Annotated in this window: 14 protein-coding genes; 7 read left to right on the top strand and 7 right to left on the bottom strand. The window is 73.8% G+C overall.

Going from position 1 to position 13,293, the window contains the following annotated elements; all coding sequences use genetic code 11:
• Positions 1-13: 13 nt before the first annotated feature.
• Complete coding sequence (locus LPA54_RS28040) at positions 14-247, bottom strand: hypothetical protein (protein WP_228982781.1); 234 nt, start codon at positions 245-247, stop codon at positions 14-16.
• Positions 248-358: 111 nt separating this feature from the next.
• The gene (locus LPA54_RS28035) at positions 359-1,339 is read right to left on the bottom strand and encodes a DEDDh family exonuclease (RefSeq protein ID WP_228982779.1); all 981 of its coding nucleotides are present in this window, start codon (positions 1,337-1,339) and stop codon (positions 359-361) included.
• A 173-nt stretch (positions 1,340-1,512) separates the two neighbouring features.
• Between LPA54_RS28035 and LPA54_RS28030 the strand changes: the two genes are divergently transcribed.
• The 3 genes from LPA54_RS28030 (at position 1,513) to LPA54_RS28020 (ending at position 4,069) form a co-directional block, all read left to right on the top strand.
• Positions 1,513-2,223 carry a VIT family protein gene (locus LPA54_RS28030; RefSeq protein ID WP_228982778.1) on the top strand — a complete coding sequence of 237 codons (711 nt, stop codon included), beginning with the start codon at positions 1,513-1,515 and terminating at the stop codon, positions 2,221-2,223.
• Positions 2,224-2,333: 110 nt separating this feature from the next.
• The gene (locus LPA54_RS28025; protein ID WP_228982775.1) at positions 2,334-3,257 is read left to right on the top strand and encodes a sterol desaturase family protein; all 924 of its coding nucleotides are present in this window, start codon (positions 2,334-2,336) and stop codon (positions 3,255-3,257) included.
• Positions 3,258-3,415: 158 nt separating this feature from the next.
• Positions 3,416-4,069 carry a lysoplasmalogenase gene (locus tag LPA54_RS28020; RefSeq protein WP_228982844.1) on the top strand — a complete coding sequence of 218 codons (654 nt, stop codon included), beginning with the start codon at positions 3,416-3,418 and terminating at the stop codon, positions 4,067-4,069.
• Here the strand turns inward: LPA54_RS28020 and LPA54_RS28015 are convergent.
• Both LPA54_RS28015 and LPA54_RS28010 read right to left on the bottom strand, forming a co-directional pair.
• Entirely contained in the window at positions 3,990-5,390 is a 1,401-nt protein-coding gene (locus LPA54_RS28015; protein WP_228982774.1) for a CoA transferase, read from the bottom strand. The two genes, LPA54_RS28020 and LPA54_RS28015, sit on opposite strands and share 80 nt — an antisense overlap.
• Before the next feature lie 106 nt (positions 5,391-5,496).
• Positions 5,497-7,029, bottom strand: a complete 1,533-nt coding sequence (locus LPA54_RS28010; protein WP_228982771.1) for a S8 family serine peptidase — start codon at positions 7,027-7,029, stop codon at positions 5,497-5,499.
• Between the two features lie 249 nt (positions 7,030-7,278).
• On the opposite strand from LPA54_RS28010, the gene LPA54_RS28005 reads away from it, so the two are divergent.
• From LPA54_RS28005 to moaA, 3 genes are all read left to right on the top strand, one after another.
• Complete coding sequence (locus LPA54_RS28005) at positions 7,279-7,662, top strand: DUF485 domain-containing protein (RefSeq protein WP_228982769.1); 384 nt, start codon at positions 7,279-7,281, stop codon at positions 7,660-7,662.
• A complete protein-coding gene (locus LPA54_RS28000) occupies positions 7,659-9,275 on the top strand; it encodes a cation acetate symporter (protein WP_228982763.1) in 1,617 nt (538 codons plus the stop codon). Before LPA54_RS28005 ends, LPA54_RS28000 begins: the two co-directional genes overlap by 4 nt.
• 161 nt (positions 9,276-9,436) lie before the next feature.
• Positions 9,437-10,426 carry a GTP 3',8-cyclase MoaA gene (gene moaA / locus LPA54_RS27995; RefSeq protein WP_228982761.1) on the top strand — a complete coding sequence of 330 codons (990 nt, stop codon included), beginning with the start codon at positions 9,437-9,439 and terminating at the stop codon, positions 10,424-10,426.
• A gap of 34 nt (positions 10,427-10,460) precedes the next feature.
• On the opposite strand, the gene LPA54_RS27990 is transcribed toward moaA, so the two are convergent.
• Positions 10,461-10,703, bottom strand: coding sequence for a hypothetical protein (locus tag LPA54_RS27990; protein WP_228982760.1), 243 nt, complete (start codon positions 10,701-10,703; stop codon positions 10,461-10,463).
• Between the two features lie 150 nt (positions 10,704-10,853).
• Positions 10,854-11,312: a DUF3099 domain-containing protein gene (locus LPA54_RS27985; RefSeq protein WP_228982758.1), complete on the bottom strand. Its 459-nt coding sequence runs from the start codon at positions 11,310-11,312 to the stop codon at positions 10,854-10,856.
• A gap of 226 nt (positions 11,313-11,538) precedes the next feature.
• Between LPA54_RS27985 and LPA54_RS27980 the strand changes: the two genes are divergently transcribed.
• A complete protein-coding gene (locus tag LPA54_RS27980) occupies positions 11,539-11,814 on the top strand; it encodes a GlsB/YeaQ/YmgE family stress response membrane protein (RefSeq protein ID WP_228982753.1) in 276 nt (91 codons plus the stop codon).
• Between the two features lie 120 nt (positions 11,815-11,934).
• Here the strand turns inward: LPA54_RS27980 and tyrS are convergent, their stop codons facing one another.
• Positions 11,935-13,203: a tyrosine--tRNA ligase gene (tyrS, locus tag LPA54_RS27975; protein ID WP_228982751.1), complete on the bottom strand. Its 1,269-nt coding sequence runs from the start codon at positions 13,201-13,203 to the stop codon at positions 11,935-11,937.
• Between the last annotated feature and the right edge of the window lie 90 nt (positions 13,204-13,293).

Below are 13,293 nucleotides of genomic sequence, written 5' to 3'. Positions count from 1 at the left end.
GCCCGCCTCCGGGTCAGGCGCTGTCGACGATGCCCGCCCGGCCCTCCGCGCGGGCGCAGTGCGCGCCGCAGTACCAGCGGCCGTCGGCCTCCACGCCCTGGCCGATGATCTGGACCCGGCAGTGTTCGCAGATGGGCGCCATGCGGTGGATGGCGCAGGAGAAGCAGTCGAAGACGTGCACGGCGCCCTGCGCGTGCACCTCGAAGGACATGCCGTAGTCGTTTCCGCAGACCTCGCAACGTGCCATGCGCCACAGGGTGCGGGCAGCGGCGGCCGGATCGGAGGGCGGCGCGCCCGGCGGTCACCCGTTCGTCCCTCCGCCCGTCCCCGCGCGCCCGTCCCCGCGCGGGGGCCGGGGTCACTCGTCCGCCGGGGCCACGTCCCGCAGCAGGTGGGTGAAGGCGGCCTCGTCGACGATCGGTGTCCCGAACGCCTCGGCCTTCACCAGCTTGGAGGTGCCCGCCCCCGGGTCGTTGGTGACGAGCAGGCTGGTCAGCCGCGAGACGCTGGTCGCGATGTGCAGCCCCGCCTCGACGGCCCGGTCCTCCAGCAGCTCCCGCTCGACCGAGGTGTCACCCGAAAACGCCACCCGCATGCCCTGCTTGAGCGGTTTGTCCGACTGGTACCGCCCCGGGTTCGGGTACGGGCACGCCGGCCGCTTCCGCGCCGGCCGCCAGCCGCCCGACCCGTACGTGGCCTGACGGCCGATCCGGGGCGCGGCCGCGGCTGGCGCCGCCGACCACTCCACGAGGGGCAGGCACTCCAGGAGCGGCAGCCGGACCCCGCGCTCGGCCGCCGCGCGGAGGCTCGGCCGGAACGCCTCCGCCAGCACCCGTGCGTCGTCCAGGGCGTGGTGCGCCTGACGCTGCTCCACGCCGAAGTGGGCGGCGAGCGACTCCAGCTTCATGTTGGGCAGCGGCAGCGCCAGCTCCTTGGCCAGCGCCATCGTGCACAGCCGCTGCCGCACCGGGGCGGTGCGCTCGGCCCTGGCGTACTCCCGGGCGATCATCGTCCAGTCGAAGTAGGCGTTGTGCGCGACGAGGACGCGGCCGTCGAGCCGTTCGGAGAACTCCGCGGCCACGTCGGCGAAGAGGGGCGCGCCCTCCAGCACGTCGTTCGTCAGGCCGTGGATCCACACGGGCCCGGGGTCGCGCTCCGGGTTGACCAGCGTGTACCAGTGGTCCTCCACCCGGCCCCGCGCGTCGAGCCGGTAGACGGCAGCCGACACTATGCGGTCGTGCGCGGAGAGGCCGGTGGTCTCCACGTCGACGACCGCGTACCCCTGCGGGTAGGCGGCCGGCCAGGCTGCTGCTGTCATACGGTCGTCGAGCATGGTCACTGAGAATAGAGGCCGCCACCGACAGCGCCGCCGCCGGGTTTGCCCCATGGCGCGGTGTTGACGCGTCAGCCGGCGCCGGCCGGGCCCGCCGGCGGAGCCCTCGCGGCCGGTCTCGCCGTCGACGCGCGCGCCGTTTCCGGCTCGCGCGGACTCCGGGTGAGACGCTCGGCACCGTGACGGACACGACCACGCACGAGCCGCACGACGGGGCACTGGGCTCGCGCCTCAACTGGCTGCGGGCCGCGGTGCTCGGCGCGAACGACGGCATCGTCTCCACCGCCGGCCTGGTGGTGGGCGTCGCGGGCGCCACCTCGGACCGGGCCGCGCTCCTGACCGCGGGGCTGGCCGGCCTGCTGGCCGGCTCCATGTCGATGGCGGTCGGCGAGTACGTCTCCGTCTCCACCCAGCGCGACTCCGAGAGGGCGGCCCTGGCGCAGGAGCGGCGCGAGTTGCGGGAGCAGCCGGAGGCCGAACTGGAGGAGCTGACCGAGCTGTTGGCCGAGCGCGGCCTGACCCGGGACGTGGCCCGCGAGGCCGCCGTGCAGCTGACGGAACGTGACGCCCTGCGGGCCCACGCGCGGGTCGAGCTGGGTATCGACCCCGACGAGCTGACCAACCCGTGGCACGCCGCCGGGGCGAGCTTCCTCGCCTTCACGGTCGGCGCCCTGCTGCCGCTGCTGGCGATCGTCTGGCCGCCCGCGCCGGCGCGGCTGTGGGTGACGGTCCTGTCGGTCCTCGCGGCGCTCACGCTCACCGGCTGGTGCAGCGCCCGCCTCGGCTCCGCGCCCGCCCGCCCGGCGGTGGCGCGCGTGGTCGGCGGGGGCGCGCTGGCGATGGCGGTGACGTACGCGGCCGGGTCGCTGCTGGGCGCCGCCGGGGTCTGAGGGGGGCGGCCCGTTGGTGGATGTGTCCAAAAGTCGTTGACAAGTCGTCTCGCATACTTGTCGGTAACCACCTCTAGCCCTCGCCCGACACCCGGCCCTACGGTGCTCGCATGTCGCCGAACCTGCCCGATGTCGTGCTGTGGTCGATACCCGCCTTCGTCCTGCTCACCGTCCTGGAGATCGTCAGCTACCGGCTGCGTCCCGACGAGGACGCCGCCGGGTACGAGGTGAAGGACGCCGCCACGAGCATCGGCATGGGCCTCGGCAGCCTCGTCTTCGACCTGCTGTGGAAGATCCCCATCGTCGCCGTCTACCTGGCGGTGTACGAGCTGACGCCGCTGCGCGTCCCGGTCCTGTGGTGGACCGTGCCGCTGATGCTGCTCGCCCAGGACTTCTTCTACTACTGGTCCCACCGCGGCCACCACGTCGTGCGGATCCTGTGGGCCTGCCACGTCGTCCACCACTCCAGCCGCAAGTTCAACTTCAGCACCGCCCTGCGCCAGCCGTGGACCTCGTGGACGGTGTGGCCGTTCTACCTGCCGCTCATCGCGTGCGGCGTGCACCCGGCGGCCCTCGCCTTCTGCTCGTCGGCCAACCTCGTGTACCAGTTCTGGGTGCACACCGAGCGGATCGGCAGGCTGCCCCGCCCCTTCGAGTACGTCCTCAACACCCCCTCCCACCACCGGGTGCACCACGCTTCCCAAGGGGGCTACCTCGACCGCAACTTCGGCGGCATCCTCATCCTCTGGGACCGCCTCTTCGGCACCTTCACCGGCGAGACCGTCCGCCCGGTGTACGGCCTCACCAAGAACATCGACACCTACAACCCGCTGCGCGTCGCCACCCACGAGTACGCGGCCATCGCCCGCGACCTGCGTGCGGCCCGCTCCTGGCGGGAGCGGGCGGGGCGGCTCCTGCGGGGCCCCGGCTGGCAGCCGGCGCCCGCGCCCGACCGGGCGGCGCCCGCGCCCGACCGGGCGGCGGAGACGGCCGGCCGGCCCGCCGGGGCGCCGGCCCGCGAAAGCGCCGCGTGAGCCGGGCGGACCGGGCGGGCCGGGTGGGCGAGACGGACCGGGCGGGCCGGGTGGGCGAGACGGGCCGGGTGGGCCGGGTGCCGGCGGCCCGGGAGGCCGGTGGGGGCCGGGACGGCCGGCCGGGTCGGGGCGGGCGGCGGGAGCGGCTCGCGCGGCTCCTGCCACCGCTCTTCGCGGCGGCCCTCACCGCCGACCTCCTCGCGCTGCTCGCCGGCTCCGGCACCGGCCACGCGGTGGCCAAGCCGCTGCTGATGCCGCTGCTCGCGGCGTACGCGGCCGTGCGCGGCGCGCCCCGCGCGCTCGTCGCCGCGCTCATCCTCGGCTGGGGCGGCGACGTGTTCCTGCTCCTCGACGCCGAGTGGGCGTTCCTCGTCGGCATGGGGTCGTTCGCCGCCGGGCACGTCTGCTACCTGCTGCTGTTCGGGCGGGCCCGCACCTCGCCGCTCCTCGGCGCCGGTTACGGCCTCGCACTCGCCGCCGTGGTGGTCCTGCTGTGGCCTGACCTCCCCGCCGACCTGCGCGTCCCGGTCGCCGGGTACTCCCTGCTGCTGACCGCGATGGCGTACCGCGCGAGCGGCCTCGGCGCGGCCGCCGGGGCGGGCGGGGCGCTGTTCCTGCTCTCCGACACGCTCATCGCCACCGGTGTCGCCGGCTGGCCGCAGGCGCCCGTACCCGACTTCTGGATCATGCTCACCTACGGCGCCGCGCAGTACCTGCTGGCCACCGGCGTGCTCACGGCCTCCAGCCCGGCTCGTCCGCTCCCCACCGGCCCGGCGGCCGCGCCCAGTCGCGGGGCCCACCCTCGTAGCTGACGGGGGAGGGGGCGTACCGCAGCCGGCCGCGCGGGGTGTCCCGCTCCAGCAGCCGGGGGGCGGGCGCCCCGCCCCGGCCGGTGCCCGGGGAGGCGCCGGGAGCCGGGTCCTCGCGGTCCGTGCCGTGGGTGAGCAGGTGCGCGGTCCGCGTCAGGGCCGCCTCGACCCGCCAGGTGCCGCCGCTCCGGTGGCGTTCCGTCAGGGCCCGCAGGACCGCCGCGGCCACCAGGTAGCCGGTGCCGTGGTCGAGGGCCTGCGCCGGGAGGGCGCCCGGCTCCGCGCCGCCGCCCTCCGCCAGGGCGATGCCCGTCGCCGCCTGCACCAGGCTGTCGAAGCCGCGCCGGCCGCCCCAGGGCCCCGGCCCGCCCCACGCCGACAGCCGGGCGACCACCAGGCCGGGCCGGCGCTCGGCCAGGGCCCCGGGCGCGAGCCCGAACCGGTCCAGCGCGCCGGGGCGGTAGCCCGTGACGACCACGTCGGCGGCGGACAGCAGCTCCTCGAACACCCGGCGGTCGGCGCCCCGGCGCAGGTCCAGCAGGGTCGAGCGCTTGCCGCTCCCCGTGTCGTCGTGCGCCTCCTGGCTCTCCGGGAGGCCGGGGGCGTCCACCCGCAGCACGTCGGCGCCCAGCAGGGCGAGGGTGCGGGTGGCGACGGGCCCGGCCAGCACCCGCGTCAGGTCCAGGACGCGCACCCCGGCGCACGGCGCGCCCGCACCGGCGGGTCCCGCCGCCGAGCGGGCCGGGGGGCCCGGCGCGTCACCGGTCCGTTCGAGGTCCAGCGCCGGCCGCCCCCCCGCCGGCGCGCCCTGGCCGGCGGCCCACGCCTCGGCGTCCCGCACGGCGACGGCCAGGCCGCCCGCCGCGTACACGGCCTCCTCGACCTCCGGCGCCCGGCGCCCGGCCAGCTCCCGCGCGACGGCCGCTCCGTCCGCGTCGGCGGGCAGTCCCAGCGCGGTCAGCAACCGGTCGCGGTGGTGCGGGTAGTTGGCGTGCGTGCGCACCCAGCCGTCGGCCGTGCGCCAGAACCGGGAGAGCGGGGCGAAGCCGCCGCCCGGCCTCCCGTCGAGCGACACGTACCGCTCGCTGCGGAAGGCGGCGGCCACCGCCGCGTCGTCGACCGTGACCCGCGGCACCGCACCCCCGCCGCGCGTGGCGGCGAGTTCGGCCGCGGCCAGCGCGCACGCCGCGACGGTTGCGCGCGCCAGCTCCGGTACGGGCAGCCGGGAGGGGAGCAGGCCCGGCACCCGGTGGTACGCCACCCGCTCCGGCAGCCCCGGGTCGGCACCCAATGCCGCCCAAACATCAGAGATCGCCCTGTTCACCCCTGCATCATGGCACCGAGTGCCTGACGGAGGGCAGGGTTCCGTACCTGAAAGAGCCCGGGCGCGGTGACCGCGCCCGGGCTCTCCCTCCCCGATCAGACGAGCGTCAGCGGCGAACCGCGTCCAGCGCGTCGACCATGCCGTGGCCGTAGAAGCCGTTGTAGCGCTTCCCGCCCTCGCATACGGCGTCGACCTCCCCGTCGGCGTCGTAGTCGTACGGGTCCGTGCACGCCGTGTCGTCGGCCTGCGCGTACAGCAGGGCCTTCACCAGGGCGGGCGTGGCCCGCGGGTGCTTCGACTTGATCAGCGCCACGACACCCGCGACGTGCGGGGACGCCATGGAGGTGCCCGCCTTGTAGTTGTAGCCGCCGTTGACCGTCGTCGACAGGATCCGGCCGTTGACGGCCGGCGCCTGCGGCGTCTGGTACTCGGTCCGGTCACCGCCCGGGGCGGCGATGTCCACCACGCCCAGACCGTAGTTGGAGAACGACGACTTCAGCGCCTTCGCGCCGGTCGACGAGACCGTCACGACACCCGGCAGCATCGTCGGGATGTCCGGGCACTGGCTCGGGTCGACGACCCGCTCCACCGGCTCGGTGTCGTTCGGGCTCGTGGTGTCCGTGACCGCGTCCGACGCCAGGTCCGTGTCGGAGTTGCCGGCCGCGGCGACGTTGACCGCCCCCTTGCGCTCGGCGTACCGCGTGGCCCGCGTCAGCGCCTCGACCAGGGCGCCCTGGTCGGGGTCGTTGGTGCAGTTGTACATCCACGGGTCGACGTAGTAGCTGTTGTTGGTGACCTCGACGCCGTGGTCGGCCGCCCACATGAAGCCGCAGACCACGGCCTCCGTGTAGAAGAATCCGTCCGGGTTGGACACCTTGATGCCCGAGACCTTCACACCCGGCGCGACGCCGGTCACGCCGACGCCGTTCTTCGCCGCGGCGATCGTCCCGGCGACGTGCGTGCCGTGGTCGCTCTCGCCCGCCGCCGGACGCCACGAGCCCTCGGTGGTGTCGGCCTTGCCGGTCACGCAGTTCGCGGACGCGGCACGGTCGAAGTTGGGGGCCAGGTCGGGGTGGGTGTCGTCGACGCCCGTGTCGATGACGGCGACCGTGACCTTGCCGCTGCCGAGCGTCCGCTCGTGGGCCTTGTCCGCCTTGATGGCGGGCAGGCTCCACTGCAGCGGCTCCAGCGGGTCCTGGTCGGCGTCCGCCTCGGCGGCGGCCGCGCGGGCCTCCGCGGCGGTGAGCGGCTGCGCGGCCTCGTCGACGTCCTTCGTGGCGACGGGGCTCAGCGGCGCGGTCCGCGTGGCGCCGGCCGACTGCACGCCCTTGGCGGCGCGGACGGTCTGCGCGAACGCGGGGTTCTTCGAGTGGGCGACGATGACACCGATCGCGTCGTACGACGCCACCACCGTGCCGCCCGCCGCGGCTATCGCCTTCTTCACGGCGGCGGTGTGGCGACCGCCCTTCGTGTTCACCACGTACGAGAGGTCCGGGCCGTCCGCGGCGACGGCGGCCGGGACAGCGGCGGCCGGGGCGGCCGAGGCGGCACCCGCCGGCAGGAAGCCGAGCGAGGCCGTGAGCGCCAGACCGACGGGCAGAGCGAGTGCGCGCCCGCGCCTGGTTCCCAGATGAGCCATGGGTTCTCCACATCATCCGTGACGTCCGCCCACATGCTGTTATGGGCGGGTACATGACGAGTGAAGCTATCGCTGATCATCCCCGCGCAGCAATGAGTTCGCGAAGAAATCGGGAGCAAAGAAGAAGTGGGGTGAACCGCGTCGCGACGCCCTCCGTGACGTTGTCAGGGGAGGAGGCCACGGCGGCCTCCGCGGCACCCGCCCGGTGCCCCGCCCCAGCCCCCAGCACCCGCGTCGCGAGGAGTTCCCGTGGCTACCGAAGCCCCGCCGCCCCCAGGGGGCGCGGACACCCGTCCCGCCCAGCCCCCGACGGGGGCCTTCGTCCAGATGCAGGAGAGCGCGGAGTTCGCCGAACTGCGCCGCGCCCACCGCTCGTTCGCCTTCCCGCTCACCGTCGCCTTCATCGCCTGGTACCTGCTGTACGTCTTGCTGTCGAACTACGCGGGCGGCTTCATGGGCAGCAAGGTCGTCGGCAACATCAACGTCGCGCTCGTCCTGGGCCTCGCCCAGTTCCTGACGACGTTCCTCATCGCCTGGTTCTACGCGCGGCACGCGGCGCGGCAGCTGGACCCGCGGGCGGAGGCCATCAAGGCCCGCATGGAGAACGAGCAGCGCGCGGAGGCCGACGCATGAGCACCCAGACCCTCGCCGCCGCGGCCGCGAGCGAGCACCGCACGCTGATCATCGCCCTGTTCGCCTGCTTCGTCGTCGCCACGCTCTTCATCACCGTCTGGGCCGGCCGCCAGACGAAGGACGCCGCCGACTTCTACGCCGGCGGCCGCCAGTTCACCGGCTTCCAGAACGGCCTGGCCATCTCCGGCGACTACATGTCCGCCGCGTCGTTCCTCGGCATCGCCGGCGCCATCGCCCTCTTCGGGTACGACGGCTTCCTCTACTCCATCGGCTTCCTCGTCGCCTGGCTGGTGGCCCTGCTGCTGGTCGCCGAACCGCTGCGCAACTCCGGCCGCTTCACCATGGGCGACGTCCTCGCGTACCGCATGCGCCAGCGGCCGGTCCGCACCGCCGCCGGCACCTCCACCATCGTCGTGTCGATCTTCTACCTGCTGGCGCAGATGGCCGGCGCGGGCGTCCTCGTCTCGCTGCTCCTCGGCATCACCAGCGACATGGGCAAGATCGCCATCGTGGCGCTGGTGGGCGTGCTGATGATCCTTTACGTGACGATCGGCGGCATGAAGGGCACCACCTGGGTGCAGATGGTCAAGGCCGTCCTGCTCATCGCGGGGACCCTGCTCATCACCTTCCTGGTGCTGATGAAGTTCGACTTCAACGTCTCCGAGCTGCTCGGCCGGGCCGCCGAGAACAGCGGCCACGGCGCGGCGTTCCTGGAGCCGGGCCTCAAGTACGGCGCCACGGCCACCTCGAAGCTCGACTTCCTCTCCCTCGGCGTCGCCCTCGTCCTCGGCACGGCGGGACTGCCGCACATCCTCATCCGCTTCTACACCGTGCCCACCGCGAAGGCCGCCCGGAAGTCCGTCAACTGGGCCATCGGCATCATCGGCGCCTTCTACCTGATGACGATCGCCCTGGGCTTCGGCGCCGCCGCCCTCGTCGGCCCGGCCGAGATCACCGCCTCCAACAAGGCCGGCAACACCGCGGCACCGCTCCTCGCCCTGCACATCGGCGGCGCGGACTCCCCGGCCGGCGCGATCCTCCTCGCGGTGATCTCCGCGGTCGCCTTCGCGACGATCCTCGCCGTCGTCGCCGGCCTCACCCTCGCCTCGTCGTCGTCCTTCGCCCACGACATCTACGCCAACGTCATCCGCAAGGGCCAGGCGACCGACCGGGAGGAGGTCCGGGCCGCGCGCTGGGCGACGGTGTTCATCGGCGTCGTCTCCATCGCGCTCGGCGCGCTCGCCCGCGACCTGAACGTCGCCGGGCTCGTGGCGCTCGCCTTCGCGGTCGCCGCCTCGGCCAACCTGCCGACGATCCTCTACAGCCTCTTCTGGAAGCGCTTCACCACCCAGGGCGCCCTGTGGTCGATCTACGGCGGCCTCACCGCGTCCGTCGTCCTCGTGCTCTTCTCGCCCGTCGTCTCCGGCAAGGCCAGCTCGATGTTCCCGGGCGTCGACTTCGCCTGGTTCCCGCTGGAGAACCCCGGCCTGATCTCCATCCCGCTGGGCTTCCTGCTCGGCTGGCTCGGCTCCCTGCTGTCCAAGGAGGAGCCGGACAAGGGCAAGTACGCCGAGCTGGAGGTCAAGTCCCTCACCGGTGTCGGAGCGCACTGACCCGCCCACCGGACGCCACCGCCGGCGGCCGTGTCGTAGGACCCTACGACACGGCCCCGCGGCTTCCTGGTCCAAACGGCCCACGACGCCGTCCGGCCCGTCGCGTAGGCTCGGGGGAAGACGGCAGACGAACAGCTGACCGAACCGGGGAGGGCGCCACCGTGCTCATCGACACCTACGGCCGGGTGGCCACGGACCTCCGGGTCTCGCTCACCGACCGGTGCAACCTGCGCTGCACCTACTGCATGCCCGAGGAGGGCCTGCAGTGGCTGGCCAAGCCCGACCTCCTCAGCGACGACGAGATCGTCCGGCTCATCCGGATCGCCGTCACGTCGCTGGGCGTCACCGAGGTCCGCTTCACCGGGGGCGAGCCCCTGCTCCGCCCCGGCCTCGTCTCCATCGTCGAGCGGTGCGCCGCCCTGGAGCCCCGGCCCCGGATGTCGCTCACCACCAACGGCATCGGCCTCAAGCGCACCGCCGCCGCCCTCAGGGACGCCGGCCTGGACCGGGTCAACGTCTCCCTCGACACGCTGCGCCCCGACGTCTTCAAGGCCCTCACCCGGCGCGACCGCCACCACGACGTGCTGGACGGCCTGGCCGCCGCCCGCGAGGCCGGCCTCACCCCGGTCAAGGTCAACGCCGTGCTCATGCCCGGCCTCAACGCCGACGAGGCCCCCGACCTGCTGGCCTGGGCCGTCGCCAACGACTACGAACTGCGGTTCATCGAGCAGATGCCGCTCGACGCCCAGCACGGCTGGAAGCGCGACGGCATGATCACCGCCGGGGACGTCCTGGAGTCGCTGCGCACGCGCTTCACCCTCACCGCGGAGCAGGACGAGGAGCGCGGTTCGGCGCCCGCCGAGCGGTGGCTCGTCGACGGCGGCCCGCACCGCGTCGGCGTCATCGCCTCCGTCACCCGCCCCTTCTGCCGGGCCTGCGACCGCACCCGCCTCACCGCCGACGGCCAGGTCCGCACCTGCCTGTTCGCCCGCGAGGAGACCGACCTGCGCGGCGCGCTGCGCTCCGACGCCCCGGACGAGGAGGTCGCCGCCCTGTGGCGGCAGGCCATGTGGGGCAAGAAGGCCGGATCCGGACTGGACGACCCGTCGTTCCTCCAGCCCGAGCGGCCGATGTCGGCCATCGGCGGCTAGGGACAGTCAGACCGACCCCTGGGGGTGCCCTCGGCTAGGGGGTGCCCTCGGCGGTGTCGCCGGTCTCCCGGGACTCCCACGCGGCGAGCGTCACGACGTCCTTGAGGAAGCCCCGCACACCGAGGAACTGCGACAGGTGCTCCCGGTGCTCCTCGCACGCCAGCCAGGTCTTGCGGCGCTCCGGCGTGTGCAGCTTCGGGTTGTTCCAGGCCAGCACCCACACGGCGGCGGCGCGGCAGCCCTTGGCGGAACAGATCGGGTGGTTCTCGTCGCTCACAGCACATGTCCTGACAACCGTGTACGGACAAAGGCGACGCCGGGCAGCCACGGGGGGAGCTGCCCGGCGTCGGTCCGTCGCTCCGACGGGGGATGCGGAGCGCCTACGCAGTATGTCACGCACAACCCGGTCGTGTGCACGGGAACTTCGCTATTGATCTGAGCTTTTCTTGAGCTTCTCGGCGCGCTCCCGCGGCTCGCCCGGGACGTCCTCCCGCGGGCCTCGGGCGTCCGCGGCGCCGGGTCCCGCATCCTCCCCGGCCCCGTCGGCGTCCCCTGTCGCGGCCGTGTCCCGCGGACGCGGCGCTTCCAGTACCGGGTGGGCCACGGGCGGTGCGGCCACGAACGTGGACGGCGGCTTCGGCGCGGTCTCCCGCCCGGCGTTCGCGATCACCACGGCCACGTACGGCAGGACCACGCCGAGCACCAGCGCCACGACCGCCACGTGCCGCTCGACGTTCCACAGCGCCGCGGCGGCGACCACCGAGACCGTGCGGACCGACATCGAGATCACGTAGCGCCGCTGCCGGCCCCGGACGTCGTCCGCGAGGCCCTGCCGGGCACCCGTGATCGTGAAGACCTGGCCGCCACCGCCGCCGTGCTTGCGCATCCCGTTCCACCACCGACCCGTGCGCCGGCCCTCACCGGGCCGGTCCCTGCCTCCACGGTACGCCCGCCCGGCCGCGCGGCGGCCTCCGGGTCCCGGGCCGCGGGGCGGTGGCGGGCCCGGCGGGGCCCGCCACCCGGGTGCCCGGAATTCCCCGACATGCGCGTTGCGCCCCGTTGATCCAGACTGTCAGGGACTGCTCACGTCGATCCGTACCGAGGAGGCAGCCATGGGCTGGTTGTGGGCGATTATCGTGGGATTCGTGCTGGGACTGCTGGCGAAGGCCATCTTGCCGGGCAAGCAGCACAGCCCACTGTGGTTGATCACCATCTTCGGCATCATCGGTGCCCTCGCCGGCAACGCCCTGGCCCGCGCGTTCGGGATCGAGGCGACCCCCGGCATCGACTGGGGCCGGCACGCGCTCCAGGTCGTCGCGGCCGTCGTCATCGTCGGGATCGGGGAGATGCTCTACATGTCCTTGCGGGGCAACCGGCAACGGGCCTGACGGCCGGCGGCTCCGCGTCACCGACCGGACACCGCGGCGGCCCCGGAGCGCGAGGCTCCCCGGCCGCCGCGCCGCGCGGGGCGGCAGGGGCCGTACGCGGGCGGCGGGTGCCGCGCCGGCTCAGCCGGCCGCGACCTCGACCGCCGCCAGGTTCTTCTTCCCGCGGCGCAGCACCAGCCAGCGGCCGTGCAGCAGCTCGTCGGCGGACACCTCGGCGTCCTCGGCGGCCACCTTCACGTTGTTCACGTAGGCGCCGCCCTCCTTCACCGTGCGCCGCGCGGCGGACTTGCTCGGGGCGAGGCCGACCTCCGCGAAGAGGTCCACCACGAGCCCCGGCTCGCTCACGCGGGCGCTCGGCAGCTCCGAGAGGGCCGCGGCCAGCGTCGACTCGTCCAGCTCCGCCAGGTCCCCCTGGCCGAACAGCGCCTTCGACGCCGCGATCACGGACGCGCACTGCCCGGCGCCGTGCACCAGGGTCGTCAGCTCCTCGGCGAGAGCGCGCTGCGCCGTCCGGGCCTGCGGGCGCTCCTCGGTGACCCGCTCCAGCTCCTCCAGCTCCGTGCGGCTGCGGAAGCTGAGGATGCGCATGTACCGGGAGATGTCCCGGTCGTCCACGTTCAGCCAGAACTGGTAGAACGCGTACGGCGTGGTCATCTCCGGGTCCAGCCAGACGGCGCCGCCCTCGGTCTTGCCGAACTTGGTGCCGTCCGCCTTCGTCATCAGCGGCGTCGCCAGCGCGTGCGCCACGGCGTCCGGCTCCAGGCGGTGGATCAGGTCCAGGCCGGCCGTGAGGTTGCCCCACTGGTCGCTGCCGCCCTGCTGGAGGACGCAGCCGTAGCGGCGGTACAGCTCCAGGAAGTCCATGCCCTGGAGCAGCTGGTACGAGAACTCGGTGTAGCTGATGCCCTGCTCCGACTCCAGGCGCCGGGCCACCGAGTCCTTGGTGAGCATCTTGTTGACGCGGAAGTGCTTGCCGATGTCCCGCAGGAACTCGATGGCGGACATGCCGCCCGTCCAGTCGAGGTTGTTGACCATCGTGGCGGCGTTGTCGCCCTCGAAGATCAGGAACGGCTCGATCTGCGAGCGCACCCGCTCCACCCAGGCGGCGACCGTCTCCGGCGAGTTCAGCGTGCGCTCAGCGGTCGGCTTCGGGTCGCCGATCTGCCCGGTCGCCCCGCCGACCAGCGCCAGCGGGCGGTGTCCCGCCAGCTGGAGGCGGCGCATGGTGAGCACCTGCACCAGGTGGCCCACGTGCAGGCTCGGGGCGGTCGGGTCGAAGCCGCAATAGAACGTGACCGGACCGTCCGCGAGAGCCTTGCGCAGTGCGTCCTCATCGGTGGACTGGGCGAACAGCCCGCGCCACTTGAGCTCGTCGACGATGTCCGTCACGGCCTCGTGCCTCCTCGTATGCGTGTCGTGCAGCCGGCCCAGTCTAGGGGGTGGCGGGGTCCGGGGGCCCGGTGGTTGAACGGTGTCCGA

The organism is Streptomyces sp. DH12 (assembly GCF_020873895.1).
Taxonomy (GTDB): Bacteria; Actinomycetota; Actinomycetes; order Streptomycetales; family Streptomycetaceae; genus Streptomyces.
The sequence above is the reverse complement of the archived record's forward strand: the minus strand, read 5'-3'. Positions and strand labels throughout refer to the sequence as shown.

Excerpts from the sequence above, each read along its gene's own strand:
- LPA54_RS28040 (WP_228982781.1), bottom strand. The coding sequence starts at position 247 with ATGGCACGTTGCGAGGTCTGCGGAAACGACTACGGCATGTCCTTCGAG.
- LPA54_RS28025 (WP_228982775.1), top strand. The coding sequence starts at position 2,334 with ATGTCGCCGAACCTGCCCGATGTCGTGCTGTGGTCGATACCCGCCTTC.
- LPA54_RS28010 (WP_228982771.1), bottom strand. The coding sequence starts at position 7,029 with ATGGCTCATCTGGGAACCAGGCGCGGGCGCGCACTCGCTCTGCCCGTC.
- LPA54_RS28000 (WP_228982763.1), top strand. The coding sequence starts at position 7,659 with ATGAGCACCCAGACCCTCGCCGCCGCGGCCGCGAGCGAGCACCGCACG.
- LPA54_RS27985 (WP_228982758.1), bottom strand. The coding sequence starts at position 11,312 with ATGCGCAAGCACGGCGGCGGTGGCGGCCAGGTCTTCACGATCACGGGT.
- LPA54_RS27980 (WP_228982753.1), top strand. The coding sequence starts at position 11,539 with ATGGGCTGGTTGTGGGCGATTATCGTGGGATTCGTGCTGGGACTGCTG.